The sequence below is a fragment of the Cryobacterium luteum genome (assembly GCF_900110125.1).
In the GTDB taxonomy this organism is placed as follows: Bacteria; Actinomycetota; Actinomycetes; order Actinomycetales; family Microbacteriaceae; genus Cryobacterium; species Cryobacterium luteum.
In genome coordinates this window covers 122,327-146,471 of the sequence record NZ_FOCN01000008.1, presented here as the reverse complement: position 1 = coordinate 146,471, position 24,145 = coordinate 122,327, and the positions used below count along the sequence as shown (strand labels likewise).

Sequence of the window (24,145 nt, the reverse complement as noted above, 5' to 3'; positions counted from 1 at the left end):
AGAAGCTCGCTGCCGCGCTGAGGGTGCTGCTGGCCGAGGCTGCGGGGATGAATACCGAGCAGGCCTACAAACGAGCCCGCCGGCTGCGCGACGAACTCGACGCGGCGGGCATTCTGGCGCGGGAGAAGCAGGCTCGTGACGATACCACCTGGGCGCTGTGGCGGCGGGCCGATGGCATGGTGACGCTGCATGCGCTGCTGCTGCCGGAGCAGGGCGAGCTGTGGATGGCGACGTATGACGCGTTGACGAGCCCGCGCCGCGGTGGGGTGCGGTTCGTCGACCCGGAGCGGGCGAAGTGGGCGCAGAGCGTGAAGGACGACCCGCGCACCGTGGATCAGATCGCCGCGGACTCCTTCACGCAGTTGCTCAAGCTCGGCGCCGACGCTGATCCGAACACGCTGTTCGGTGGTCGTCGCCCGGTCGTGCAGGTCATCGTCACCGAACACGACCGCCCCACCACCATCCCTGCCCCGGCCGCGCCAGTCGCCACAGCGGATGCCCGCACCCCCTCACCGAGCAGCGCGACACCGACACCGACACCGACGAAAACTGCCGAGCGCACCGCGACCGGAACAGCCGCAATCACTGGACTCACCGGAATCACCGACACCAACACAACCAGCGGAACGACCGGAACGACCGGGACCACCGGAACGACCGGAACGACGGGAACGACCGGAATTACCGGAACCACCGGAACCACCGGAACCACCGGAACCACCGGGACCGTCGGGACCACCGGGAGTACCGGGACCGTCGGGACCACCGGGAGTACCGGGACCGTCGGGACCACCGGGAGTACCGGGAGTACCGGGAGTGCCGGGAGCACCGGGAGCACCGGGAGCACCGGGAGCACCGGGACCGTCGGGGGTGCTACACCCACTGAAACGTTGGCCGGTGCCGGGACTAGAGGGTCGTTCGGCTATCTCGAGGGCAACCCGGCCCCCGTCTCAGCCGAGAGCATCGCCCGACACCTCTGCGACACCGGCTACCTCGGCATCCTGTTCGACCAGGCCGGGCAACCCCTCAACGTGGGACGAGACCAACGCCTGTTCAACCGGGAACAACGCCGAGCCCTCGCCGTGCGCGACGGCGGCTGCCGCTGGCCCGACTGCGACCGACCACCCTCCTGGACCGAAGCGCACCACCTCGAAAACTGGTCGGAGCAGGGACTTTCCAACATCGACCAAGCCATTCTGCTCTGCGCCCTGCACCACCTGCTGCTCCACAACCGGGGCTGGAAAATCCTGCTCCGAGACGACCAATACTGGCTGCAACCCGCCGTCGAAATCGACCCGGCGCAGACCCTCATCGCCCTGCCCAGCAAAAACCCGCTCATGCTGCCAGCCCCACCCCAACAGCCAGCAGCCATCCCGCGCGCGGCCGGCCAGGTAAAGGGCGGCGGGGCCCGGGCCGGCGATTTGCTTCGACAACCTCAGCACAGCATCGACGGGCTCGACCAGCGACACGGGGATGACCCGCGACCGGGTCATCCCCACGACGACTACCGCAACTGAAGTCTGATCTTCCCCGTGGTTTTTCTCATCCCAGCGCTGCCATGCACGGCACGGCGAGCCAAGGCTCAGCCGGGTGTGCCACGCCACGGCATTTTCTTCTCTGCCCGGCTACCAGCGCGCTGGCTAAGAATTCGCGCGCAGCTGTGGGCACAAGACTTCTCGTGCCCGGTCGAGATTATGGCTTAGTGGTGTTAAACCGCACTCTTCGAGCTCGTCGCGCCGAACCGGTCAGCGCGGCTGGTCGACGTCGACCCCGGTGCCGAGATCGCCGCACTCGATCTGCTCCACCGTGTGCGCGCGCAGGTACGGGCGGGCGCCGGTGTCACCGGTCACCGTTTCAATAAGCACCGCCCAGTGAGACCGGCCGATCACGACGGGATGCCCCGGCCGGCCGGCAAATCGGGCCTGGCGCAGAGTGTCGTGCGTGACGGCCGCCATGCTGGCTGGCGCACCCGGGGCATCCGTTGTGGCAGTGCGCGCGCTCACCACCCGGGCCACCGTCGCCGCGTTCAGATCGGGCACGTCCACGGGAATGACGGCGATCGCTGCGAGGTCTGGCTGATCGAGGGCGCAGCGCAGTCCGGCGCGCAGTGAGGCGGAGAGTCCTTCGGCCCAGTCGGCGGCTTGCACGACCAGAACGGATGCCGATAGCTGGCCCATGCCTCCGGCCGGTGCGCTATCGGACAACGCTGTTTTCCGTGCGGCCAAATCGTCATCGCCAGCCTGCAGCAGCGCCGCAGCCTCGGCCCCGCGCGCCCCGAGCACGACGATGACCGGGGAGCAGCCGGCGGCTGCGAGCACGTCGACGGCGTTCTGCAGCCAGGACCGACCAGCGGCATCATGCACGAGCGCCTTCGGCATCCCATAGCGGTAGCCCGCACCAGCGGCGAGCACGAGTCCGGCGATTCGGGTGGTGCCGGCGGTGCCAGCGGTGCTCGCGGTCCTTGCGAACTCTGCGGTTTCAGCGGTGCTTCCGGTGCCAGCGGTGCTTCCGGTGCTTGCGTGGCCAGCGGTGCTGGGGGTGCCAGCGGTTTCAGCGGTGCCAGCGGTGCTTGCGGTGCTTGCGAACTTCGCGGTTTCAGCGGTGCTTCCGGTGCTTGCGTGGCCAGCGGTGCTGGGGGTGCCAGCGGTGCCAGCGGACTGAGGTTCCGGAGGTGGCATCTGCATGTCTGCCATCGTAAGGTTCTCGAGCCATTTGCTCTGGCACCTGTCGTGCGCCGAGCCGTGAGGCCCGGCCCCGATCGCGGCCTTTTCGGCACCAAACTCACGGCCCAGCGAGCTAACGCGCCTGGGACGCGCCAGCGACCGCGACTGGTCAGCCCCCACGCAATCGGGCCGATACGGTCGACCAAAGCCCAGTCCCCGCTCGGAAGGTGCCCGATGTGCGCTCAGATTCTTCAGCCGCAGTTTTCGCCGTCGCCGTCGCCATCGCCGTCGCCGTCGCCATCGCCGTCGCAGACGCCGTCGCGGGCGGGCGTTCAGGCCGAGGCCGGCAGCATCCGTTCGGCCCACTATCTGCCGGCAACCCGGCAGACCGTACTCTGGGGCCGGCTGCCCTGCGCGCGCGACGTGGGCGTTCTCACCATCGACTCGGGTGACGAGGTCACGATCGGCGCTTTTCCGGTCCTGTCTGCGCCGCTGCTCGAGGTCGACGGAGCACCGCTCGGGCTGTGCCTGGTGGGGCCGAGGTCCAGCTACCTCGCGCTCATCGATGCTGCCGTGGGGCTGGCTGACACGCTCGCGTAAATAACCGGCGACATGCCCGTAACGTGCGTGAAACGTGCGCTGCCTAAACTGTGAACCTGAAACACCTGTTTCACGACGCCGAGGGAGTGAAACACGTGTCCAGCCTTCCGATCAACCCGCCAGCGCGGCTGCTCCTGGGTCCCGGCCCGATCAACGCCGATCCCCGGGTGCTGCGCGCCATGGCGGCCCACCTGGTGGGCCAGTACGACCCGGCCATGACCGGCTACATGACCGAGACGCAACAGCTCGACCGCACCGTATTCGGCTACAACGCCCGCCAGGACACCGTGCTGACCACCCTCGCCGCGCTCGAAGCGGTGCTGCGTCGCGCCGGGGCATCCGTTACCGCGGGAAGCGGCGTCGGCGCCGCCTACGATTCCTACGCCGATGCTGATACGCCCGTCACCTCGGTCACCGTCATTCCAGCTCGTCAGGACGCCCGATGACCGCGCTGGTGCCGCCGGCCTCCTCGGCCGCTTCGGCCCGCTTGATCACCGCCGCCGACATCCTTGATCGCTGCGACGAGCTCGGGCGGCACAGTTCGCTGCCGAACGGCCTGATCAAGCGGGTCTACCTCTCGCCCGAACACGCGGCCGTGAACGCCATCGCCGGTGAGTGGATGTTGGCGGCCGGCCTGGCCACCTGGCAGGATGCCGCGGGCAACCAGTGCGGTCGGCTGGACGGCGCCAGACCGGGCCTGCCGGCGCTGCTGCTCGGTTCGCACCTCGACACCGTGCCCGCCGCTGGCCGGTATGACGGAAGCCTTGGAGTGCTGCTCGCCATCGCCGTGGCCGAACGCGTGGCTCGTTCCGGGCGGGCTTTGCCGTTCGCGCTCGAGGTGGTCGCCTTCGGCGACGAGGAGGGCATCCGGTTCGGCACGACGCTGCTCGGCAGCCGTGCCCTCGCCGGAACCTGGCAAAATATATGGTGGGGCTTGGAAGACCAGAACGGCGTGAGCCTCGACGCGGCCTACCGCGCCTTCGGACTCGACCCGGCCGTGATCGGCGACGCTGCGCGCACCCCGGCCGACCTCATCGGCTATCTCGAAGCGCACATCGAACAGGGCCCGGTGCTCGACGACGCCGGGATAGCGCTCGGCGTCGTCTCGTCGATCGCCGGTGCACGTCGGTTCTCTATCGTGATCGAGGGCGCCGCCGCACACTCGGGCACCCAGTGGGCGCTGCGTCGCGACGCGCTGGCCGGTGCGAGCGAGGTCATTCTCGCGATCGAACGCATTGCCCGCGAAGCGAATCTCTCCGGCACGGTCGGTCATCTCGCCGTGTTTCCCGATGCTGTCAACGTTATTGCGGGGCGGGTTGAATTCAGTCTCGACCTGCGGGGCGAGTCCGATGCGCAACGCGACCGCGCGTGGGCTCTGATCGAGCAGACCGCGGAGCAGATCTGCGACCGCCGGGCGTTGACGGTGACGAGCGTTCAGACGCACGGAGCTCCGGCGGCGCACTGCAGTCCGCACCTGCGGGTGGCCGTGGCCACGGGCATCCGTTTGGCTGTCGCCGACGATTCTGCGCCGCCGAGCCTGTTGTCGATGGCAGGCCACGACGCAATGGCGATTGCAGCGCTGACCGATATTGGCATGCTGTTCGTGCGCTGCCGCGACGGAGTGAGCCATCACCCCGACGAGTCGGTCACCGAAGCCGACGTAGCGCTCGCGCTCGATGCCTTCGAGGCCGCCGTGCTGCACCTCGCCGATCAGTACGACGCCGATGAACTCGACTCCGAGTTCGACGCCCGTGCGGCCACGACGTGACCGCGACCATGAACATCGGCAAGCGCATCGACCGGAGCTACGGTGAGCTCACGCCGCAGGAGCAGCGGGTGGCCGATTTCATCCTCGATCATCTGAGTGATCTGGCGGTCTACAACGCGTCGGAGCTGGCCCGGCTCAGCGGCGTCTCCAAGGCGACCGTCTCCCGACTGTTTCGACGGCTTGGGTTTCAGGATTCCGCTGAGGTGCGCGACCATGCGCGCACCCTGCGCAGCCACGGTGCCCCGGTGGGCGGGCCGGGGGCATCCGCTGGCACGCCGTCGCGTCTTGCTGCGCACCTGGCCGGCGAGCAGGAGAACCTGCGGCGGTTGTTGCAGAACCTCGAAGACGGCCGACTGGATGCCGCGGCGCGGCTGATCGCGCACGCCGGCAACGTTGTCGTGATCGGGCTGCGCAACAGCTACCCGCTGGCGCTGCACCTGCGTCAGCAGCTCGCGCAGACCTGCCACAGCGTGCGGCTCGCGCCGCTGCCCGGGCAATCGATCGGGGAGGATCTGGCCGGACTCGGCCCGCACGATGTGGCCGTTCTGTTCGGGTTTCGCCGCCGCACGGCGGGCTTTGGCCAGCTGGCCCTGGCGATCCAGCGGCGGGGGATTCCGCTCGTGCTGATCGCCGACTCCTCGGCGCGCAAGCACGCCGACGGCGCCGCGGTCTGGCTGGAATGCCCGATCGACAGCGCGAGCGCCTTCGACAGCTACGCCACCGCGATGAGCCTGATCAACCTGCTCGCGACCGGCGCGATGGGCGCGCACGTGCGCGAGACGCGCACCCGCATAGCGGCGATCACCCAGGTGTACGAAGACCTCGACGAACTCGAGGCACCATGGTGACGAAATCTCTTCTATATTGGGCACCATGTTGACCTCTGAAGCACGTGAATTGCGCATGGGCTTGTTCGCCTGCCTCGGCGTCGAGCGGTGGGTCGACGAGGTCGCCGCCACCGGCCCCTACCTCGACGCCGCCACGCTCCTGGACGCCGCGCGGCGGGCGTCGGCCACGCTGTCGCGCGCGGAGGTGGATGAAGCCCTCGTGCATCATCCGCGCATTGGTCAATCGGCCCGTGACGCCAGCACTGCCGCTCGATTCTCCCGCCGCGAGCAGGCCTCGCCCGATGCCGATGATGTCAAGCTGTCTGAGCTGATCGCGGCCGGCAACCGTGACTACGAGGCCCGGTTCGGCCGGGTCTTCCTCATTCGCGTGGCCGGGCGCACCCGCGCCGAGATTCTCGCCGAGCTCAACCGGCGCCTCCTGTTGCCCAACGATGTCGAGGTGGGGATCGTTGCCGGCGAGCTGCGCGAGATCGCCCTGCTGCGCCTCGCCGCCCTGATCGAGCTGCGCTTGTGAGCCAGGCTGGAGTGAGTGGGGAGGGCGCGGCCCGCAGCCACGTCACGACGCACGTGCTCGACTCCGTCACCGGTCGGCCGGCTGCCGGCGTTACGGCCGAACTCGACCAGCGCGCCGACACCGCCTGGGTGGTGCTCGCGACCGGCGAAACGGATGCCGACGGTCGCCTCGCTGACCTATCGGAGCATTATCACGTGCCCCTGCAGCTGAGTCCGTTCGCGTACTCCACCTTTCGCGGCAGCTGAGTCGCACCGAGCCGTGACGATCAGACCCCACGGCTCGCCGAGCGGATGCGGCGCTCGGCCCGGGCGCACTGCGCGCTTACTCGACGACCACGCGGTGACCGCGCACGTAGACCCCGGTGATCGCGGGCTCGCGGAGCGCGAGCAGCAGTGCGAACAGGGTCTGTTCGGCGGCCAGCGCGGCGTCGTCGGCGCGCACGGCGTTGGCCAGCACGAGGGCGAGCGGTTCCCAGCGGTCGGGGTCGATGAGCAGAAAATCCGCGTCCTTGCCAAGGTCGAAGTTGCCGAATCGCGCCTCCATGTCGAGGGCACGCGCCCCGGCGAGGGTTCCGGTGAACAGCAGGGCGGCTGGGTCGAGGGCCACACTGGCGTCGCCGGGTTCCGACAGGTGCGCTTTGTAGCAGTCGTTGAGCACCCGCGCGACGAGCCATTCGTCGCCGCCGCCGACATCCGTTCCGATCGCGACGTTCACGCCGAACCCGGTCGTGCGGCGCCACGGCATGGTGCCGGAGCCGAGGAACGCCTGCGAGGTCGGGCAGTGCGCGATCGAGGTGCCGGTCTCGGCCATGCGGGCGAGTTCGCTGTCCTGGCAGTGCACGGCGTGGGCGAGGATGCTTCGGCGCCCGAGCAGCGACGAGCCGCCGCGGGCCGAGCCCGGCAGGAAGCATCCGTCGTAGGTGTCGAGGTAGGTCGTCGTGCCGAACACCGAGCGCACGGCGTCGATCTCCCCGGTGCCCGGCCGGTCGTTCTCGTTGAGGTGGCTGTGAAAGTACACGCCGCGCCCACGCACCGAGTCGTAGAGCTCGCCGAGCCCGGCCAGGGTCGTCGGCGTGACCGAGAGGCTGAATCGCGCAACGATCGCGACCTGCAACAGCGCGGTCTGCGCGTTATCGGTGTCGACGGCGTGCCACCGGTCGATCTCGGCCGCCGTGAGGTCGAGAGCCGCCTGCTCGCTCGTGACCAGCGCTCGGGCGGAGTCGGTGCCGACGGTCTGGATTCCGCGCCCGCTGACCAGGCGCAGTCCGGCCGCCCGGGTTTCTTCGAACAGGGCGTCTTGCGCCGGGGCAAAGGCTGACCCGAACACGAGCGCGCTGGTCGTGCCGACGGATGCCCGCCGACGCGTGAAATCGCGCGCCACCTGTCGGGCGAATCCCGGGTCTTCGAGCCGCGATTCGGCCGGGAACACGCACTCGTCGAGCCATTCCAGCAGCTGGCCGCCGCCGTAGGCATCCGTTGTGTAGGTCTGCGGAAAATGGCTGTGGGTGTCGACGAATCCGGGAATGATGAACCCGGTTCGGGTCACCGGCAGTGCCGCGTGGGCCGCGGGCAGCTCACGGAACGGTCCGACCCAGGCGATCGTGCCGTCGACCGCCGTGACCAGGGCGCCGTCGGGCACTGACACGAGGTGTTCGCGCGCTTCGGTGACCGTCGGGACACCACTGATGTGAAAGATGTGGCCGCGGTAGACCGTGGCGACTGAAGATTCGTACATATCTACGGAGATTATCTCCTTACTCGGTCAAGTCCAGCGGTTTCGGTATGGTTCCATGAAATTCTCCCCGGATGTACAGGCCGTGTCCCGGAACCCGGCCCGGGCGCACGGAACCGCAGGAGACGGTTGGTGTTCTCGTTGCTGCCGCGCTGCCAGGGCGAGTGTGGGTCACAGAAGTAGAGCGTCAGGTCGAGGGCAGTCTGGATCTGGGCGTTCTCGGCCAGCTCCGTGCCGCGGTCCCAGGTGATGGAGCGGCGCAGATGCTCGGGGAGCTTGCCTATCTCGCGGATCATCGCCAGCAACCGTGTCGGCGCTGACGTGCACGTGGGTGTCGACGAGCCCGGGGATGAGCACGGCGGCCGGAACGAAGCCCTGCGTGGTCAACACCCGCTCGGAGCGGATGACGAGATCGGGGGGAATCATGCGGTCCTCTCCGGTATGTTCAGGGGGTGTTTTCACCCTACTGAAATCGGATTCGGCGCATTCGGGGGTTTGGAAACGTGCCTGACATGCCCCGTCATGCCGCGCAAATGTAGCGCTCGGAGCCCGCCCGCTTACCCGCGAACCTCGCAACCCCGCGGACGACCCGCCCCCGCCGCTCGTGTCTCCTGAGGGGAGCGGATGCCCCGTTCCGACGCGACCCCACCCTGCGCGAGCCGGGCGGGGCATCCGCTCAGCCGTGCAGCAGCCGCCAGATGCGGTCACGCGACATGGGCAGTTCGGTGGGACGGATGCCGATCGCGTCGCGTACCGCATTGGCCAGCGCTGGGGCGACCGGGTTGTAGGTGGATTCGCTCATCGACTTGGCCCCGTACGGCCCGAGCACGTCGTGACTTTGCGCGAAGTACACCTCGGTGACCGGCAGGTCCGCGAGCTGGGGCACATGGTAATTGCGCAGAACCCGGGTCGTCACCGCGCCGGCGCCGTCGAGCACGACCTCTTCGAACAGGGCGGTGCCGAGGGCCTGGGCAACCCCGCCCTCGATCTGGCCGCGGCACTGTTCCGGGTTCATCACGAAGCCGGCATCCGCGGCCTGGATTGACTGCAGAATGCGCACCTCGCCGGTGTCGGTGTTCACGGCCACCCGAAACGCGTGCACGTTGAAGGCGAGCGAGCGCAGCGCGCCGTCCTCACGGCGGGTGGCGGTGAGGTCGACGTCGTTGGCGGCGGCCCAGTCGGCGAGCTCGTCGAGTGAGAGGCTCGTGGCGGCCCCGCGCAGCCCGTCCTTCTCGAGCTGCCACCCGCCGGTCCCGCTGCACGACGCGGCCGCCTCAACGAGCGTCTCGGCCAGCGCGGTCGCCGCGGCGAGCACGGCCTTGCCGGCCACCACGACCCCGGCCGAGCCGAACGCGCCGGAGTCGTAACCGGCGGCATCCGTGTCGGAGTGCACGAGGTCGATGCGGTCCAGGGTGGTGCCGAGCGCCGTCGCGGCGATCTGCGCGTGCACGGTCGTGGTGCCGTTGCCGAACTCGGTCGTGCCGACCCGCACCAGGTAGCGGCCGCCCGGCAGCAGTTGAACGGATGCCTGCGAGCGGTGGCCGCGCGGCGGCGTCGTCGCGATCATCGACGACGCCATTCCGGTGCCGACCCGCCACTGGGCTCCGGCCGGGGCGGCGACCCGATTGCCGCGCTTCAACGCCGCCTCGGCGAGGTCCAGGCACTGGTCGAGGCCGTAGCTGCCGAAGACGAGGTCGGGGCCTTCCTCGTGGGTGACGACGAGGGCGTTCCCGGGGCGCACCGAGTTGAGCCGGCGCAACTCGAACGGGTTCAGCTGGAGTTCGCGGGCGAGCTCGTCGAGGGCGCACTCGACCGCGAAGATGATCTGGCCGAGGCCGTAGCCGCGGAACGCGCCCGACGGGGGGTTGTTTGTGTAGACGCTCTGGGCATCCACTTTCTTGTTGGGCGCGTTGTACAGCGCGACGGATTCGCTCGTGCCGTGGAACATGACGCCGGGGGCGTGATTGCCGTAGGCGCCGGTGTCGGCGAGCACCCCCAGTTGCAGTGCGGTCAGGCGACCGTCGGCCGTGGCGCCGAGGGTCACGTCGATGGTCATCGGGTGCCGCACCGGGGCGATGGTGAGCTCGTCGGTGCGGGTGAATTCGTACTGCACCGGCCGATTGGTTTTCAGTACGGCGAGGGTGACCAGGTCTTCGGTGAGCAGCTCCTGTTTGCCGCCGAAGCCGCCGCCGACGCGCGCGGTGAACACCCGCACCCCGGCCGGGTCGAGGTCGAACAGGCGGCAGATCTCCTTCTGCACCAAAAACGGAACCTGCGAGCTCGTGCGCAGGTTCAGCCGGCCGCCGTTCAGCCGATTACCGTCGAGCCAGCCGATCGTGGCATGGGTTTCCAGGTGGGTGTGCGAGATGCGCTGGGTCTGCCAGCGGCCGGAGACCACGGTCGAAGCTTCGGCCAGGCCGGCCTCGACGGAGCCGTACTCGCCGTGCAGCTCGGCGACGAGGTTGCGCTCGGGGTCGGCCAGGCGGGAGACGACCGGGTCTTTGTCGCCGTGCACGAGCGGGGCGCCGGGTTCGAGCGCCAGCCGCGGGTCGAACACGGCGCCCCGCAGGTCGTACTCCACCTCGATCAGGCGGCAGGCCGCTTCGGCGATCGCCACCGAGTCGGCCACGACCGCGGCGACCCGCTGGCCGCGAAAGCGCAGGGTCTGGTCGAAGACCAGGGTGTCGTCGGGATCGTCGAATCGGCTCTCGTGCCGCGCTGTCGAGTACAGGGTGCTGGGGGAGTCGGCGTGGGTGAGCACGCGGTGCACGCCCGGCAGCGCCGCGGCTTTCACCGCATTCAGAGAGCGGATGCGCGCGTGCGCGTGCGGGCTGCCCAGCACGGCGAGGTGGAGCAGCCCGGGAATGGCCACGTCGAGGGTGTACGGCTCGAGCCCGCTGACCACCCGCTGCCCGTTGAGCGCCCCGGGGGAGGTGCCGACCGCGCCGGAGCCTGCTCGGCCGGTGGCCCGCACCGGACCGAGCGTGGAGGCTTCGGCGTGTTCGCGCGTCGGCGCGACATGGCAGGAGCCTTCCGGCGGGGTGTGCTGGTCGACGATCGCGTCGGTGATCGAGCGGTAGCCGGTGCAGCGGCAGAGGTTGCCCTTCAGTAGTCGGGGCAACTCGCTCGGGTCGGTGAGGGCGGCATCCGCTTCGATCGCCGCGGCGGTGACGACCATGCCGGGCGTGCAGAAGCCGCACTGAAAGCCCGCAGCGTCAACGAAACGCTGCTGCACCGGGGCTAGGCTGCCCGGCTGGCCGAGGCCGGCCGCAGTCGTGATGTGCTTACCATTCGCCCGGAACGCCGGGTAGATGCAGGAGTGCACGGGCGTGCCGTCGACCTGCACCGTGCAGGCACCGCAGTCGCCGGTGTCGCAGCCCTTCTTCACCTCGAAGTGCTCGTGCTCGCGCAGCAGGGTACGCAGGCATTGGCCGGGGGTCGGCGTCGCCTCGACTCGGGCGCCGTTGACGTCGAAGGTGACGGTGGCGACGGCCGCGGCCTGTTCCAGCGTCATGAGCCAACCAGGGCGAGCTCGGCGCGAATCTCTTCGCCGAGCAGCAGCCCCATCGCGCGTCGCCAGTCGGCCGCGCCGTGGGCATCCGTGAACCAGCAGTCGATCGCGGCAATGTCGCGGGCGAGCTCGTTGGCGGCGGGCACCCGCGGGTAGCGCAACTGCACCGGACGCAGCGTCGCGGCCGTGACCGTGAGCACAAAACGGCCATCAGCGCCATCAGCAGCTCGGTCAAGCCGCCCGGCCAGCACAGCGCCCGAGCGGCCGAGCGGCGACAGGGCAATCTTGCGGTACGCCGTGGTGGCTTGCAACGACGTTAGCGGCACGCGAACGGAACGCAACACATCGGTGGGCCCGAGCACATTGGTCATATTGCCGGTGACGAACTCGCCGGCCGGCACGATCTCGTCGCTGCCGTCGCCCCGCCAGACGAGCAGTTCGGCGTCGAGCGCGACGGCGAGGGTGATCATGGGCCCGGCCGGAAGCGAGGTGGCCAGGTTGCCGCCGACCGTTGCCACATTCCACACCTTGAACGAGCCGAACAGGGCCGTGCAGCACTGATAGAACAGCGGATGCGCCGCCCACCCCGCCTGCCGTGGCAACCGGGAGAGCTCGGCGAGGGTGCAGGTCGCGGCAATCACGAGGCCGTCGCTCGGGAACGTCAGCGCCGGCCAGCCGAACGCCTGCAAATCAACGAGACCCGTGAGATGGGCGCGCGGGTCGGCGAACAGCTCGGATCCACCGGCCAGCGGCACAACCGTTGGCCCGAGTGCGTCGAGGTCGCTGCGCTGGCGAGCCGGGATGATGCGGGTGAGCGTACTGAGGTCCATGGGGCTCCGTCGAGTTCCGGGGAAGGCTGCGCTGGGTTGAGAGTGGCCGGATTAGCCGTGCGAGCGACCATGGGCGCACGGTAGGGGGTTTCACCAAGCAGGCTACCTCACCGGCGGGTGTGCTCGATGTCGGGCAGAGCCGCCGATCACACGTCGATGGTGTGCACCAGATCTTCCTGCAGCATGCCGAGCCATTCGTAGAGTTCGCGCAGAAACGGGGTGTCGTCGCCGTCGAGGTGCACGACACCGTCGGGGGCGATCTGCAAGCGGTCGGCGAGGGTCAGCCGCAGGTCGGTGAGGCTGCGCAGCCAGGCCTGCACCGCGTCAGCGTCGAGGGTGATCGTGACCGGCTGGCGATCCGCGCTGTCGGGCGCGCCAGCATCCGCTTCGCCGGCATCGGCACCGAGCGAGCCCAGCACGATCTGGGCGTTCTGCGCCTTGCGTTCGAGCAGGTTGACCGAGGTGAAGCGGCGAAACTCGGCCGCCGCTTCGTCGTCGTCGCGGTAGGCGTCGGGCAGCAGACGGCCGAAGACGCCGTCGCTCGCGGCGAGCTGAACATCGGCGGCCCCGGCATCGAGCATGTCCGCGAGCTGGCGCGTGGCGAGGCGAAGCAGGTCAGCCTCGATGGGTTCAAACCGGGCGAGCAGGGCGCCGGAAAGCTGCCGGGTGAAGCGCTGGTCGCTCATTCGTCGGCCTTGGCCAGGGTCGCCATCAGGCCGTAGCCGTGCATGGCTTCCACGTGACGTTCCATCGACTCACGGTTGCCGGTGGCGACGACGGCCCGCCCGTTGTTGTGCACCTGCAGCATGAGCCGTTCGGCCTGCTTCGCGGTGACCCCGAAGTAGCTGCGAAAGACGTAGGCGACGTAGGACATGAGGTTGACCGGGTCGTCCCAGACCAGGGTCACCCACGGTCGGTCCAGTGAGACGGACTCGCGAAGTTCGGTGTGTTCGGTAGTCTGCGTCACCCCTTAAGCCTCACACGCTCCGGCCGGGTTTTCCACCGCTATCTGACACTCGCGCGTCATACTCCGCTCTGCGGCGCCCGGGCTTGGGGTGAGGGAATATCCTTGAGGTATGACGTCCCCAGCACCATCGTCCGCAGTTTCGCCAGCGTCCAGCGCCCAGCACCCAGAGTTGGCCCCGCTGACCAATGTTGACGTTGAGCGCATTCGCAATGACTTTCCGGTGCTGCACCAAACGGTGAACGGGCATCCGCTCGTCTATCTCGACTCGGGAGCCACCTCGCAGAACCCGATCAGCGTGATGGAAGCGGAGCAGGAGTACTACGAGCAGCGCAACGCCGCCGTGCACCGCGGCGCCCACACCCTCGCCGTCGAAGCGACCGAGTCCTTCGAAGCGGCTCGCGAGAAAGTGGCCGCGTTCGTCGGCGCCGAGACCGACGAGATCGTCTGGACCTCCAACGCCACCGAGGCCATCAACCTGCTGGCGTACAGCTTCTCCAACGCCTCGCTCGGCCTCGGCGGCCCGGCCGCCCGCCGGTTCAGCCTCGGCGCCGGCGACGAGATCGTCGTCACCGAGATGGAACACCACGCCAACCTCATTCCCTGGCAACAACTCGCGCTACGCACCGGCGCCACCCTGCGCTTCATTCCGGTCCGGGGCGACGGCACCCTCGACCTCGACGCCGCAGCGGATGTTGTGGGCCCGCACACCAGACTGCTCGCCTTCACGCACGGCTCGAACGTCACCGGAACCATCAACCCCGTCGCCGAACTCGTGGCCCTGGCCCGCCGCGTCGGCGCCCTCGTCGTGCTCGATGCCTGCCAGACCGTGCCGCACCTTCCGGTCGACGTCAAGGCGCTCGACGTGGACTTCGCCGTCTTCTCCGGCCACAAGATGCTCGGCCCCACCGGCATCGGCGCCCTCTATGGCAAGGGCGAACTGCTCGACGGCATGCCGCCGTTCCTCACCGGCGGGTCGATGATCACGACCGTCGACATGACGACAGCCGAGTTTCTGGCACCGCCGCAGCGCTTCGAAGCCGGAACCCAGCGCATCTCGCAGGCCATCGCCCTGGCCGCGGCCGTGGACTACCTGAGTGAGACCGGCATGGATCGAGTGCACGCCTGGGAGGCCCAGCTCGGCCAGCGCCTGGTCGCCGGGCTCGCGCAGATTGACGGCGTGCGGCTGCTCGGCCCCGGGCTCGGCGTGGAACGGCTCGGGCTCGCGGCCTTCGACGTCGCCGGAGTGCACGCACACGACGTCGGCCAGTTTCTCGACGACGCCGGTATTGCCGTGCGGGTCGGCCACCACTGCGCGCAGCCGCTGCACCGCCGGCTCGGCGTGACCGCGTCGACCCGGGCGAGCACCTACCTGTACAACACGACCGACGAGGTCGACCTGTTTTTGGCCACCCTCGCCGAGGTCGCACCATTCTTTGGAGTCACGCGATGAGCGACCTGCAGCAGCTGTACCAGACGATCATTCTCGAGCACTCCAAGGCCCGGCACGGAAGCGGCGACCTGACGCCGCTCGCCGACGCCGTGGCGCTCGGCAGCGCGAGCGGCCTGCGCGTGGCCGAGTCGCACCAGATCAACACGAGCTGCGGCGACGAAGTCACCCTGCGAGTGTCGCTGCGTTCCGGCGACGGCGCCGACTCGGTCGCCGAACTGGTCTGGACCGGCGACGGCTGTTCCATCTCGCAGGCATCCGCTTCGATTCTCACTGACGTTCTGCAAGGCCTCAGCGCGACCGAAGCCCGTGCCCTGCTCGACAATTTTCGCGAGATGCTGCGCTCCCGCGGAAAGATCGAGCCCGACGAAGAAATTCTCGGCGACGCCGCGGCCTTCGGGGGAGTCTCGCGCTACCCGGCCCGCGTCAAGTGCGCGATGCTGCCCTGGGTGGCGTTCGAGGCGGCGCTGATCGAGGCGGAGTCGCACTAGCCCGCTGGGCGCTGGGAGCTGGGCGCTTGAGCCCGAGCCTCACTGTGACCGGGCCCGGGCCCGGAAAGAGGGGGAGGCCGGAACGCGCCCCGAACGAGCTAGTTGTCGCCGGTACCAAGCTCGGCGTGCAGGGGCCAGTCCTGATCGTCCAGAATGAGCTGGGCGCAGGCCCCGGTGCGGGCGTTGACCACGATCGGCGCCATCAGGTTCACCGTCGTGGTGCTCTCGCCCGGGTTGACGACCACGAGCACGAGGGCGTCGTCGGGCGTCGTCAGCGACAGCGCGATGGACTGCTCGCTCGAGATGGCCGGGGTGTAGTTCGGCAGAAAGATGGCCGCATCGAGCACAAACAGGCGCGTGGCCGGCTGAGCGGATGCCTGCAGCGAGTACAGCCCGGCCGCCCCCTCGATCTCGTTGAGCACGAAATCGGTGAGCGGCGACAGCCCCGGCGGGGGAGAGACGAAGCGGAGGGTCGGGCTGGTGAGGGTAGCGGTCATGAGAGAAAGTCCATCAGGGTTGGTTGGAGTACACGGGCGGTAACAGCGAGGGCGGCCTGATAGGTCACTTCCTGCAGTTTCAAATCAATGATGACCTGGCCCAGGTCGGCGTCCTCGATGCCGGAGCGCTGGGCATCCAGCGTGCCGGTCTTTTCGAGCAGGGTCGACTGCGCGCGTTCCATCTGCACCTGGCGGGCACCGATCTCACTGCGCTGACCGGTCATGATAGCCATCCGATCGTCGAGTCCGTTGAGGTGGGAGCTCACCTCAGCACCAGAGCGCAGATCGGTGACGATATTGTCAAGGAGTCCGAACACGGAGGCGGTGCCGGTACCGAAGATCGTGCCGCCCTCAGCATCCACTCGCACGGTGCTGGTGGCGCTGATGCGCCGCTCAACGCCGCCCTCACCCGCAGGGTCGCCCGAGTAGGGATAGGTCGTCACACCGGTGCTGTCGACGACGGTGGCGAACGCTGTGGCGTCGTCGGAGTTGCCGGCAAAGACGCTGCGCCCCAGAAACTTCGTGTTGGCCTGGGTCAGGAGGTCGGTCTTGAGGCCTTCGATCTCGATCGCAATGGCTTCCTTGGCCGTGGCTGAGAGCGCGCCGGAGTTGGCGCCCTGCACGGTGAGAAAACGCACCCGGTTCATGATGTCCGAGGTGAACCCGAGCGACGACTCGATCGTGGTCAGCCAGTCGTTGCCGTTATCGGCGTTCGCGCTGTATTGGTCGACCGCGCGCATCTCGGCGCGTACCGACATGGCGGCGGCCGCAGCTGTCGGGTCGTCGGAGGAACGGTTGATGGTCTTGAGCGTGCTCGCCTGCTCCTGCAAACGTGCGAGGTGCGTCATGTTCGCCTGCAGGTTGCGCTGGGCGGAGCGCATCTGCGTCTGGGTGGTCACTCTCTCGACCATGAGCTACCTCCCGACCAATCCGGTGCGGTTGATCAGGGTGTCGAGCATCTCGTCGACGGCCGTCATCATTCGGGCCGCTCCCTGGTAGGCGTGCTGGAACATGAGCAGGTTCACGTTCTCTTCGTCGAGGTCCACCGATGAGTTGGCGAGTTGCTGGTTGGCGGCCCCCGACGACATCGAGCTGGCCAGCGCCGCCGATTGCAGCTCGGTCTGCGTGAGCACGCCGGTCTTCGTCACGAAATTTGACCACGTCGTGCTCGGCGAGACGATCGCGCCGTCTTTGTCGGTCGCGAATCCGGCGCCGAGCTGGGCGATGGCATCCGCTATGGTGCCGTCAAAGGCGCCAGACGTGGCCGATGCGCGAACGGCCATATCAGCGGATGATTGCGGCACGATGCTTAGACCCTGCGCGGCGGGTATGCCGATCGCGAGAGCGAAGAAGTCGTTGCCGTTCTGACCGGGGCCGTCATCATCCGCCTGCGTGAAGCCGGTTCGGTAGATCACGTTGACCTTGTCGCGCAGGTCGGTCGCAAAGGAATTGTAGGACTCGGCGGCCTCGGCCAGCGCGCCGCCCGTACCAGTGGCATTGGTCGAGCCAAGCAGCGACAGCGCGCCGGCCATTTCGCCCAGATCCATTGTCACGGCGGTGTCGGCGTTGTCGGCCCACACCAGTTTCACGTCTCCGGCGTCTTGCATCACTCGGGGAGCGTTGGCCTCGACCTTGACCTGGTGCGCCGTGCCGCCCGAGACGAGCGCGTTGCCGCCCACCAGTACATCGACCGTGCCGTCGGCCTGCTCGGTCACGGTGGCACCGGTGAGGGCGGCGATCGTGGTGGTGAGGGCGCTGCGCTGGTCGAGCAGTTCGTTGGCGGTGCCGCCGGTGGCGAGGGTCTGCCGAATCTGCACGTTGAGTGCGGCAACCTGGGTGGCAGCGCCATTGAGTTCGGAGACCATATTGTTCAGGTCGCTGCGCACCGATGACCACTCGTCGGAGACGGCCTGGTAGCCCTCCGAGATCAGGGTGAGCAGTTCGCCGGCCGTGCCGAGCAGCAACGCGGCGGGCGCTGCCGTGTCGGTTCCGTTGGAGAGGGTCTGCCAGCCGGCCCAGAATTCATCGAGCTTGGCCGAGATGCCGTCTTCGCCGGGCTCGTTGAGCGAGTCTTCCACCGAGGCGAGCGAGTTGGCGCGCACCGCCGTGTAGCCGGCGGTCGCGGCGGTCGCTCGCACGCGGGCATCCAGTTGGGCGCTGGCGAGGCGGGCGATGCCGTCCATGGCAACGCCCTCGCCCACCCGGGCACCCTGGGAGAAGACGCCGGTCGAGGCCGTGGCGCCAATAGCCGAGGTCGATATGCGTTGGCGGGTGTAGCCATCCGTGTTGGCGTTGGCAATGTTCTGGCCGACCACGTTGAGGCCCTGGCGCGCGGCAACGAGGCCGGTGTACGCGGTGTTCAAGCCACCAAATGTGCTCACCGTGTTCTCCGTTCTTCTCGTTGGTCGTGCAGGTTAGAGGTTGCGGTCAAAAATGCGGGCGGCGGTCACCGGGGTTCCAGTCACTCCGCTCGCGTCGTAGGTCTTGGGATTGGCGCTGACCGTGGCCATCGTTTCCTGGGTGGAGCGCGCCGCCGCCCGAATGAAGCGTTCGTTGGTGTCTTTGAGTTCTTTGATCTGGGTGGCGAGGTCGCCCATGGCCTTGAGGTGTGCGTTGAAGATTTCGCCCCACGGACCTTCAGGGGCACTGGCGGCGAGCTCACGCAGCGTCGCGTCTTCGGCGGTTCCCCACTGGGTTGCCAGTGCGGCTACCTCGACGGAACGGCCGAGTCCGGCTTCGCGCACGTGGCCCAAAACCTGCTCAACCTCGCGAGTGGCATGTTGCAACCAGCGGGATTTACCGCCCTGCAGCAAAAGCTGCTCCTCTTCGAGTTTGAAAACGAGCAATTCGAGAAGTTCACGTTCTCGCCACAGCAACGCAGATAATTCGTTGGCGCCCATGACTCCTCCAGCCAAAAATCGCTCACGCTCAGGCTCACACGGGTGCGCATGCCTAAATCATTCGTTGGCACTATCGGCCGCAAAATGCCCCACGTTAGGCAAAATAGTCTCATCTCTTGCGGAATCGCCCCATCATGTCCTCTAAAGAGAGGACACGTCAAGTCACAAATGGGTCTTTCTGCGCTACCCATTTACCCTCTACTACGAGTAGTTTTGATTTTGCAGGCATCGGGGCCTCCCGCGGGAGGCGCAACAGCCCTTCCGTGCAGATCAGAAAATTGGCATGAGAAGCTCGGGGGCCGCACGTGAATCGCACGGAACGCAATGCCCTCGTGGTCGAGAATCTGCCCCTCGTCGGGTACCTCGTCTCCGAGGTCTGGGCCAAGGCCCGCCACCTCTCCCGCGACGACCTGGCCTCGGCCGGCGCGGTAGCCCTGATCACCTCAGCGGATGCCTTCAACCCGGCCCTCGGAGTTCCCTTCGGAGCCTTCGCCCGCCGTCGCATCATCGGTGCTTTCGCCGACGATATGCGCTCGAGCGACTGGGCCACCCGCTCGGCTCGCCGCCGCATCAAGGAAACCCTCGCCGTGCAGGAGACCCTCGCGGCAGCGCTCGGACGTACCCCGAACGTCACCGAGATAGCGGATGCCCTCGGCGTCGACCGCGAGACGGCCGCAGCCGGCCTCGCTGACGCCGCTCGCACCCTCTCGGCCCTCGACGACACGACCGCCGAGTTTCTCGTGGCCGACACCGCCATGCCCGAGGAATCGCTGCTCTCCACCGAGCGCCTGGTCTACCTGCGGGCGGCCATCGAAGCTCTCCCCGAAAAGATGCGGGCCATCGTGGAACAGATCTACTTCGACGATCGGCCGGTCAAAGACATCGCCGCCGAACTGGGCACCACCCACTCTGCCGTCTCCCAGATGCGTGCCGAGGCCATTCGCCTGCTGCGCGACGGACTCAGCACGCACTATGCCGACGAAATCGAGACCGCGGCCGCCTACCAGCCGGAGTCGCGCATTGCTCCGGCTCGCCGCAGCGCCTACCTTGCCCGGCTCGCCGACCTCGCCACGGTGGGCATGTCGCGCACCGCGCACGAACACCTGCATTTCGACACGGCTGAACTCGCAGCATCCTGAATTTGCACCTCCCTTCGCGCTGGCCCATGGACGGGCCGGCTTCATAACACCTCACGGAAGAAACCATTATGGGCATGCAGGTCAACAACAACACCTCGGCATCCGACGCGTACCGCAAGCTCGCCGCAGCGCAGACGAGCCTCGCGCAGCCGACGGTCGCCATCTCGAGCGGAATCACCTCGACTGAGCGACCCAACACCGAACCGGCCGTCACCGCCGACAGTGTCAACTTCGAGGGCAAGACCCGTGCCGTCTCGGCCGAGAACACGCTCGCCGCGGCCTCGCGCCTGACCAACAGTGCCATGGCCGAGCAGATGGTGGACCTCACCCGCGTGAGCATCCTCACCCAGCCGGTCACCGCGGTCTCCGCTCAGGCCAACCAGTCGAACTCCGACGTACTGCAGCTGCTGCGCCCCGCCGCGTAACACAGCTGCGCTTCACCGGTAGCGGATGTTGCCGGTGTCACGCCCGCGCGTGCTGACCGTTGCAGAATTGCTCGCCTTGCCGTTCGAACGGCAGGCGCTGGGTTCTGCAGCGGTCATTTCTGCGTTCGGAGGTTCAGGTCACGAGTCGGCTGGGTGCGCTGCAATGTCGAAATCAGTTCACCCGGATTTCTAACCCGCTATCGCAATCGGTCGATAGCTCATGGTGCTGGCCCATGGATGGGCCGGCGTACTTTGACCCAATCACGGAGGATTCATCATGGGCATGCAGGTAAATACCAACGTCGCGGCAAACAACGCGTACCGCAACCTGGCAGCAACACAGAACGACCTGTCGAAGTCGTTGGAGAAGCTCTCCAGTGGCCTTCGCATCAACCGTGCAGCGGATGACGCAGCCGGCCTCGCAATCTCCGAAGGCCTGAAGTCGCAGGTCGGCGGCCTCACGGTCGCCAGCCGCAACGCCCAGGACGCCATCAGCGTCATCCAGACTGCTGAAGGTTCGCTCAACGAGGCCACCTCAATCCTGCAGCGTATGCGCGACCTCGCCGTTCAGGCCGGTAACGACTCGAACAGTTCGGAATCGCGTGAGGCGATCACCACCGAAGCGACTGCTCTGACCAAAGAGCTATCGCGAATCGGCTCGAGCACGAACTTTAACGGTACGGATCTGCTCAAGGGCAGTTCGATGAGCTTCCAGATCGGCGCAAACAGCGGTGACAGCATCGTCGTTGATCTTGCTGACGTCGCGAGCATCGCGACTTCACTGGCCAACACGCCGGCGCACACAACGTTCGCTCTCAGTGATGCGAACGCTGCGCTCGTGGCGGGCGTGCAGACGTTCACAGTTGCGAACGCGGACTCCTCCAGCACGACGGTCACCACGGATAACTTGGGCGTTGCGGGTACTTTTGCGAACGTGACACAGTTCGCTGCCGCCCTCAACGAGAACGCGAAATTCTCGTCCAACTTGAAGGCGAGCGTTGTCGCGGGCGCACTCGTCGTTGAGTCGACGACCGGTGGAGCGGTTGGGACAGGAGTGCCGAGCGCGGCCGGCTTCGCGACTGGAACTCCGACCGGCGCACAAGTTGGAACTTCTAGCTTGGACTTCACTTCCGCAACAGGTGCGGCCGCGGCGATCATCACTCTGACGGACAAAATCAAGACCATCTCGAGCGAACGCGCCGACCTCGGTGCTCAGCAGAACCGGTTCGAGAGCGTCATCAAGAACCTGGCCGTGTCGAAGGAAAACCTCACCGCTGCCGGATCGCGTATTCGCGACACCGACATGGCTGAAGAGATGGTCAAGTACACCCGTGCGAACATCCTGTCGCAGGCCGGTACCGCCATGCTCGCGCAGGCGAACCAGAGCAACTCGGGCGTTCTGCAGCTCCTCCAGTAATACCAGCACAACCGTACGAACAGATTGAACCTGATCTGGGCCTGGTAGCAGGCGCGGCGCGAACACAACGTCGCGCCTCGCCTGCCGCCGGGCATTTTTCATAACGGCCCGAACAAGCCACCATCATCCGCTCTGATCAACCGATTTCAGGGCACCGGGCGTACGAACCAGAAGGACACCCAATGTCTCTCGCAGTCGATGGCCTGATCAGCGGCATGGACACCACCGCGCTGATCAATTCCCTCATGACGCTCGAGGCCGGGCCGCAAACGCTGCTCAAGGCCAAGGTCACCGCCTCGAACACTCTGACGACGGCGCTCCAGAGCCTGAACAGCACCGTTGCCTCGCTCGCCACCCTCGCCAACAAGAGCGTCACCGCCGACTCCCTCAACCTCTATACGGCAAAGAGCAGCTCGTCGATGGTCACCACTTCGGCATCGACCAGCGCCACCTCCGGCTCGCTCGACCTCGTCGTGACCCAGCTCGCCCAGGCCCAGTCCGGAGTCACCGCCGCCATGAGCGTGGCGCCGACCGTCGATTACACCCTCGTCGCGAGCAACGGCGCCAAGACGACAATCACTTCCGCCAGTACCTCGCTCGACGACGTGGTCAGCGCCATCAACACGGCGGATGCCGGAATCACCGCCACCAAGATCGCCTCCGGCAGCGTTGACGGCGTCACGCAGTACCGCCTGCAGCTTGTCGCCGGCGAAACCGGACTGGCCGGCGCTTTCGCCCTGCACGCGGGAACCTCCGCCATGGTGGACGGCGGCACCTCGACCAACCTGCTCACCGCCCCCGGCGCCGCCGTCATCCGCACCGCCCAGGACGCCTCGATCACCCTCTGGAAGGGAACCGCCGCCGAGCAGGCAATCACTTCGTCGACGAACACGTTTGCCGACCTGCTGCCCGGCGTCGCGGTCACGGTATCCGCCGTGTCGACCGACCCGGTCACGGTGAGCGTCAGCCGGGACGACGCTGCGGTCAGCACCATCGCCAAGACCCTCGTCGATTCGCTCAACTCGCTCTTCGCGTTGATTTCCACGAAGTCCGCCGTGGTCAACAGCACCGACAGCTCCGGCAAAGCCGTGATCTCTGGCGGTGTCTTCACCGGAGACAGCACCGTGCGGGACGTGAAGCAGAAGATTCTCGAAGCGGCGTCATACCCGGTCGGCGGCCGCTCGCCGAGCGAGATCGGCATCAGCATCACCAAGACCGGCACCCTGGAATTCGACGCCGACAAGTTCGCCGCCGCCATGAAAAGTGATCCCGCGTTCGTGAAGTCGGTGCTGAGCGAGATCTCCTCGCGCGTCGCCTCCGCGGCCACGAGCGCCTCGGATAAGTACGACGGCATGATCACCGGCAAGATCACCGGCCAGGAAAGCCTGGTCAAGAGCCTCGGCACCCAAATCGACAGCTGGGACCTGCGCCTCGTCTCCCGACGGGCCAGCCTGGAACGCACCTACGCCTCTATGGAGGTTCAGCTCAGTAACCTGAATGCCCAGTCGGCCTGGCTCACCGCCCAGGTCGAGGGCCTCAACGCCTCCAACGGAAAATGATGACTATGACAATGGGAACCAACGCTCAGCGCTCGCGCTACAACCGCGACGCCGTTCTCTCGGCCACCCCGGTGCGCCTGCTCACCATGCTCTACGACCGCCTGCTGCTCGACCTGAACCGGGCCGAAGCCGCCCAGCAGCGCCAGGACTGGCAGATGGCGTCAGACAATTTGATTCACGCCCAGGCCATCGTGTCGGAGCTGAGCACCTCGCTCAATGTCGACGCCTGGGACGGCGGCGAGGGGCTCTTCTCCCTCTATACCTATGTCTCGACCGCCATGGTCAGCGCCAACACGCACCGCGACCCGGCCCGCACCCACGAGTGCATCGCGCTGCTCGAGCCGCTGCGGCTCACCTGGCACGAAGCGGCCGAGATGCTTCCGGCCGCGCCGGCTCCGGTTCCGAGCCTGAGCGGTGAACTCGGCATTGGCTGATCTGGCGGGCTGGGAGGCCGCGCTCGACGACCTCGAAATTCGGCTGGATGCTGCGGCGCGGGCTATGGCCGTCGGTGGGTCGGGGAGCTCGCCCAGCGGTGGAGCCGGAGCTTTAGGGGAGTGGACGGCACCGAACGGGCTCGGCGCGATTCCGGCCGAACTCGCCGCGCGGGTGCAAGACCTGCTGCACAACCAGCAGAAGCTCATCGGTGAATTGGAGCGGGCGCGCACCCTCACGCTCAAGCACCTCGCGGCGATACGGTCGGTGCCTCCGGAGCGTGACGCGCGGGCATCCGTTTATCTGGACGTGAACGGCTGACCCCCGTCCGAGGGTAGTAAAACACTGGTAACGCGGCGTAGCGCAACAAACTTTCGGAATGTTCTTACGAACACCTAACGCTTCT

Annotated in this window: 25 protein-coding genes and 1 pseudogene; 15 read left to right on the top strand and 11 right to left on the bottom strand. The window is 67.4% G+C overall.

Going from position 1 to position 24,145, the window contains the following annotated elements:
- On the top strand, positions 1 to 1,517 hold a 1,517-nt coding region (locus BMW72_RS10315), incomplete at its 5' end, for a DUF222 domain-containing protein (protein WP_208598217.1).
- A gap of 228 nt (positions 1,518 to 1,745) precedes the next feature.
- Here BMW72_RS10315 and BMW72_RS10310 read toward each other — a convergent pair.
- A complete protein-coding gene (locus BMW72_RS10310; protein ID WP_277871566.1) occupies positions 1,746 to 2,684 on the bottom strand; it encodes a nucleotidyltransferase family protein in 939 nt (312 codons plus the stop codon).
- Between the two features lie 213 nt (positions 2,685 to 2,897).
- Between BMW72_RS10310 and BMW72_RS18730 the strand changes: the two genes are divergently transcribed.
- Genes BMW72_RS18730 through BMW72_RS10280 form a run of 6 tightly spaced genes read left to right on the top strand, consistent with a single transcriptional unit; the run spans position 2,898 to position 6,638 of the window.
- A complete protein-coding gene (locus BMW72_RS18730) occupies positions 2,898 to 3,263 on the top strand; it encodes a hypothetical protein (RefSeq protein ID WP_092110211.1) in 366 nt (121 codons plus the stop codon).
- Positions 3,264 to 3,313: 50 nt separating this feature from the next.
- Positions 3,314 to 3,709 carry a hypothetical protein gene (locus BMW72_RS19275; RefSeq protein WP_092110209.1) on the top strand — a complete coding sequence of 132 codons (396 nt, stop codon included), beginning with the start codon at positions 3,314 to 3,316 and terminating at the stop codon, positions 3,707 to 3,709.
- Entirely contained in the window at positions 3,706 to 5,031 is a 1,326-nt protein-coding gene (locus tag BMW72_RS10295; RefSeq protein ID WP_092110207.1) for an allantoate amidohydrolase, read from the top strand. The genes BMW72_RS19275 and BMW72_RS10295 overlap by 4 nt, the downstream gene beginning before the upstream one ends.
- Positions 5,028 to 5,879, top strand: coding sequence for a MurR/RpiR family transcriptional regulator (locus BMW72_RS10290; RefSeq protein ID WP_241984041.1), 852 nt, complete (start codon positions 5,028 to 5,030; stop codon positions 5,877 to 5,879). The genes BMW72_RS10295 and BMW72_RS10290 overlap by 4 nt, the downstream gene beginning before the upstream one ends.
- 25 nt (positions 5,880 to 5,904) lie before the next feature.
- Positions 5,905 to 6,393 carry a 2-oxo-4-hydroxy-4-carboxy-5-ureidoimidazoline decarboxylase gene (locus BMW72_RS10285; RefSeq protein ID WP_092110205.1) on the top strand — a complete coding sequence of 163 codons (489 nt, stop codon included), beginning with the start codon at positions 5,905 to 5,907 and terminating at the stop codon, positions 6,391 to 6,393.
- Complete coding sequence (locus tag BMW72_RS10280; RefSeq protein WP_241984042.1) at positions 6,390 to 6,638, top strand: hydroxyisourate hydrolase; 249 nt, start codon at positions 6,390 to 6,392, stop codon at positions 6,636 to 6,638. Before BMW72_RS10285 ends, BMW72_RS10280 begins: the two co-directional genes overlap by 4 nt.
- 76 nt (positions 6,639 to 6,714) lie before the next feature.
- On the opposite strand, the gene BMW72_RS10275 is transcribed toward BMW72_RS10280, so the two are convergent.
- From BMW72_RS10275 to clpS, 6 genes and pseudogenes are all read right to left on the bottom strand, one after another.
- Positions 6,715 to 8,127 (bottom strand): amidohydrolase family protein, encoded by a 1,413-nt coding sequence (locus BMW72_RS10275; RefSeq protein WP_092110203.1) that lies wholly within the window; start codon positions 8,125 to 8,127, stop codon positions 6,715 to 6,717.
- 113 nt (positions 8,128 to 8,240) lie between these two features.
- Positions 8,241 to 8,423: pseudogene (locus BMW72_RS19270) on the bottom strand (IS30 family transposase); the annotation flags it as partial.
- Positions 8,424 to 8,800: 377 nt separating this feature from the next.
- Positions 8,801 to 11,638, bottom strand: coding sequence for a molybdopterin-dependent oxidoreductase (locus BMW72_RS10265; RefSeq protein ID WP_092110200.1), 2,838 nt, complete (start codon positions 11,636 to 11,638; stop codon positions 8,801 to 8,803).
- Positions 11,635 to 12,465, bottom strand: coding sequence for an FAD binding domain-containing protein (locus BMW72_RS10260; RefSeq protein WP_092110199.1), 831 nt, complete (start codon positions 12,463 to 12,465; stop codon positions 11,635 to 11,637). Before BMW72_RS10260 ends, BMW72_RS10265 begins: the two co-directional genes overlap by 4 nt.
- 146 nt (positions 12,466 to 12,611) lie before the next feature.
- Positions 12,612 to 13,151, bottom strand: a complete 540-nt coding sequence (locus BMW72_RS10255; RefSeq protein ID WP_092110197.1) for a DUF2017 family protein — start codon at positions 13,149 to 13,151, stop codon at positions 12,612 to 12,614.
- Positions 13,148 to 13,432, bottom strand: a complete 285-nt coding sequence (gene clpS, locus BMW72_RS10250; RefSeq protein WP_092110195.1) for an ATP-dependent Clp protease adapter ClpS — start codon at positions 13,430 to 13,432, stop codon at positions 13,148 to 13,150. The genes BMW72_RS10255 and clpS overlap by 4 nt, the downstream gene beginning before the upstream one ends.
- 109 nt (positions 13,433 to 13,541) lie before the next feature.
- Here clpS and BMW72_RS10245 point away from each other — a divergent pair, with 109 nt between their 5' ends.
- Positions 13,542 to 14,882: an aminotransferase class V-fold PLP-dependent enzyme gene (locus tag BMW72_RS10245; RefSeq protein ID WP_092110193.1), complete on the top strand. Its 1,341-nt coding sequence runs from the start codon at positions 13,542 to 13,544 to the stop codon at positions 14,880 to 14,882.
- Positions 14,879 to 15,370: a Fe-S cluster assembly sulfur transfer protein SufU gene (gene sufU, locus BMW72_RS10240; protein ID WP_092110191.1), complete on the top strand. Its 492-nt coding sequence runs from the start codon at positions 14,879 to 14,881 to the stop codon at positions 15,368 to 15,370. The genes BMW72_RS10245 and sufU overlap by 4 nt, the downstream gene beginning before the upstream one ends.
- Before the next feature lie 98 nt (positions 15,371 to 15,468).
- On the opposite strand, the gene BMW72_RS10235 is transcribed toward sufU, so the two are convergent.
- Genes BMW72_RS10235 through BMW72_RS10220 form a run of 4 tightly spaced genes read right to left on the bottom strand, consistent with a single transcriptional unit; the run spans position 15,469 to position 18,767 of the window.
- Entirely contained in the window at positions 15,469 to 15,867 is a 399-nt protein-coding gene (locus BMW72_RS10235) for a flagellar assembly protein FliW (RefSeq protein ID WP_092110189.1), read from the bottom strand.
- Positions 15,864 to 16,778: a flagellar hook-associated protein FlgL gene (gene flgL / locus BMW72_RS10230; protein ID WP_092110187.1), complete on the bottom strand. Its 915-nt coding sequence runs from the start codon at positions 16,776 to 16,778 to the stop codon at positions 15,864 to 15,866. Before flgL ends, BMW72_RS10235 begins: the two co-directional genes overlap by 4 nt.
- A gap of 3 nt (positions 16,779 to 16,781) precedes the next feature.
- On the bottom strand, positions 16,782 to 18,248 hold the full coding sequence (gene flgK / locus BMW72_RS10225) for a flagellar hook-associated protein FlgK (RefSeq protein WP_092110186.1): 1,467 nt from the start codon (positions 18,246 to 18,248) through the stop codon (positions 16,782 to 16,784).
- 33 nt (positions 18,249 to 18,281) lie between these two features.
- A complete protein-coding gene (locus BMW72_RS10220) occupies positions 18,282 to 18,767 on the bottom strand; it encodes a flagellar protein FlgN (protein WP_092110184.1) in 486 nt (161 codons plus the stop codon).
- 305 nt (positions 18,768 to 19,072) lie between these two features.
- Here BMW72_RS10220 and BMW72_RS10215 point away from each other — a divergent pair, with 305 nt between their 5' ends.
- The 6 genes from BMW72_RS10215 to BMW72_RS10190 all read left to right on the top strand — a co-directional run bounded on the left by BMW72_RS10215 (position 19,073) and on the right by BMW72_RS10190 (position 24,060).
- Positions 19,073 to 19,906, top strand: coding sequence for a sigma-70 family RNA polymerase sigma factor (locus tag BMW72_RS10215; protein ID WP_092110182.1), 834 nt, complete (start codon positions 19,073 to 19,075; stop codon positions 19,904 to 19,906).
- 74 nt (positions 19,907 to 19,980) lie between these two features.
- Positions 19,981 to 20,331 (top strand): flagellin, encoded by a 351-nt coding sequence (locus tag BMW72_RS10210; protein ID WP_241984043.1) that lies wholly within the window; start codon positions 19,981 to 19,983, stop codon positions 20,329 to 20,331.
- A gap of 277 nt (positions 20,332 to 20,608) precedes the next feature.
- Positions 20,609 to 21,748: a flagellin N-terminal helical domain-containing protein gene (locus tag BMW72_RS10205; RefSeq protein WP_092110180.1), complete on the top strand. Its 1,140-nt coding sequence runs from the start codon at positions 20,609 to 20,611 to the stop codon at positions 21,746 to 21,748.
- 182 nt (positions 21,749 to 21,930) lie between these two features.
- Complete coding sequence (gene fliD / locus BMW72_RS10200; protein ID WP_092110179.1) at positions 21,931 to 23,307, top strand: flagellar filament capping protein FliD; 1,377 nt, start codon at positions 21,931 to 21,933, stop codon at positions 23,305 to 23,307.
- Between the two features lie 5 nt (positions 23,308 to 23,312).
- Complete coding sequence (gene fliS, locus BMW72_RS10195; protein ID WP_092110177.1) at positions 23,313 to 23,741, top strand: flagellar export chaperone FliS; 429 nt, start codon at positions 23,313 to 23,315, stop codon at positions 23,739 to 23,741.
- Entirely contained in the window at positions 23,734 to 24,060 is a 327-nt protein-coding gene (locus tag BMW72_RS10190) for a hypothetical protein (protein WP_092110175.1), read from the top strand. The genes fliS and BMW72_RS10190 overlap by 8 nt, the downstream gene beginning before the upstream one ends.
- Positions 24,061 to 24,145: the final 85 nt, after the last annotated feature.

Bases quoted from the DNA above. Each gene is read 5' to 3' on its own strand.
- BMW72_RS10310 (WP_277871566.1), bottom strand. From the start codon at position 2,684: ATGCAGATGCCACCTCCGGAACCTCAGTCCGCTGGCACCGCTGGCACC.
- BMW72_RS18730 (WP_092110211.1), top strand. From the start codon at position 2,898: ATGTGCGCTCAGATTCTTCAGCCGCAGTTTTCGCCGTCGCCGTCGCCA.
- BMW72_RS10295 (WP_092110207.1), top strand. From the start codon at position 3,706: ATGACCGCGCTGGTGCCGCCGGCCTCCTCGGCCGCTTCGGCCCGCTTG.
- BMW72_RS10285 (WP_092110205.1), top strand. From the start codon at position 5,905: ATGTTGACCTCTGAAGCACGTGAATTGCGCATGGGCTTGTTCGCCTGC.
- BMW72_RS10275 (WP_092110203.1), bottom strand. From the start codon at position 8,127: ATGTACGAATCTTCAGTCGCCACGGTCTACCGCGGCCACATCTTTCAC.
- BMW72_RS10265 (WP_092110200.1), bottom strand. From the start codon at position 11,638: ATGACGCTGGAACAGGCCGCGGCCGTCGCCACCGTCACCTTCGACGTC.
- BMW72_RS10260 (WP_092110199.1), bottom strand. From the start codon at position 12,465: ATGGACCTCAGTACGCTCACCCGCATCATCCCGGCTCGCCAGCGCAGC.
- BMW72_RS10255 (WP_092110197.1), bottom strand. From the start codon at position 13,151: ATGAGCGACCAGCGCTTCACCCGGCAGCTTTCCGGCGCCCTGCTCGCC.
- BMW72_RS10245 (WP_092110193.1), top strand. From the start codon at position 13,542: ATGACGTCCCCAGCACCATCGTCCGCAGTTTCGCCAGCGTCCAGCGCC.
- sufU (WP_092110191.1), top strand. From the start codon at position 14,879: ATGAGCGACCTGCAGCAGCTGTACCAGACGATCATTCTCGAGCACTCC.
- BMW72_RS10235 (WP_092110189.1), bottom strand. From the start codon at position 15,867: ATGACCGCTACCCTCACCAGCCCGACCCTCCGCTTCGTCTCTCCCCCG.
- flgL (WP_092110187.1), bottom strand. From the start codon at position 16,778: ATGGTCGAGAGAGTGACCACCCAGACGCAGATGCGCTCCGCCCAGCGC.
- BMW72_RS10220 (WP_092110184.1), bottom strand. From the start codon at position 18,767: ATGGGCGCCAACGAATTATCTGCGTTGCTGTGGCGAGAACGTGAACTT.
- BMW72_RS10210 (WP_241984043.1), top strand. From the start codon at position 19,981: ATGCAGGTCAACAACAACACCTCGGCATCCGACGCGTACCGCAAGCTC.
- BMW72_RS10205 (WP_092110180.1), top strand. From the start codon at position 20,609: ATGGGCATGCAGGTAAATACCAACGTCGCGGCAAACAACGCGTACCGC.
- fliD (WP_092110179.1), top strand. From the start codon at position 21,931: ATGTCTCTCGCAGTCGATGGCCTGATCAGCGGCATGGACACCACCGCG.
- fliS (WP_092110177.1), top strand. From the start codon at position 23,313: ATGACAATGGGAACCAACGCTCAGCGCTCGCGCTACAACCGCGACGCC.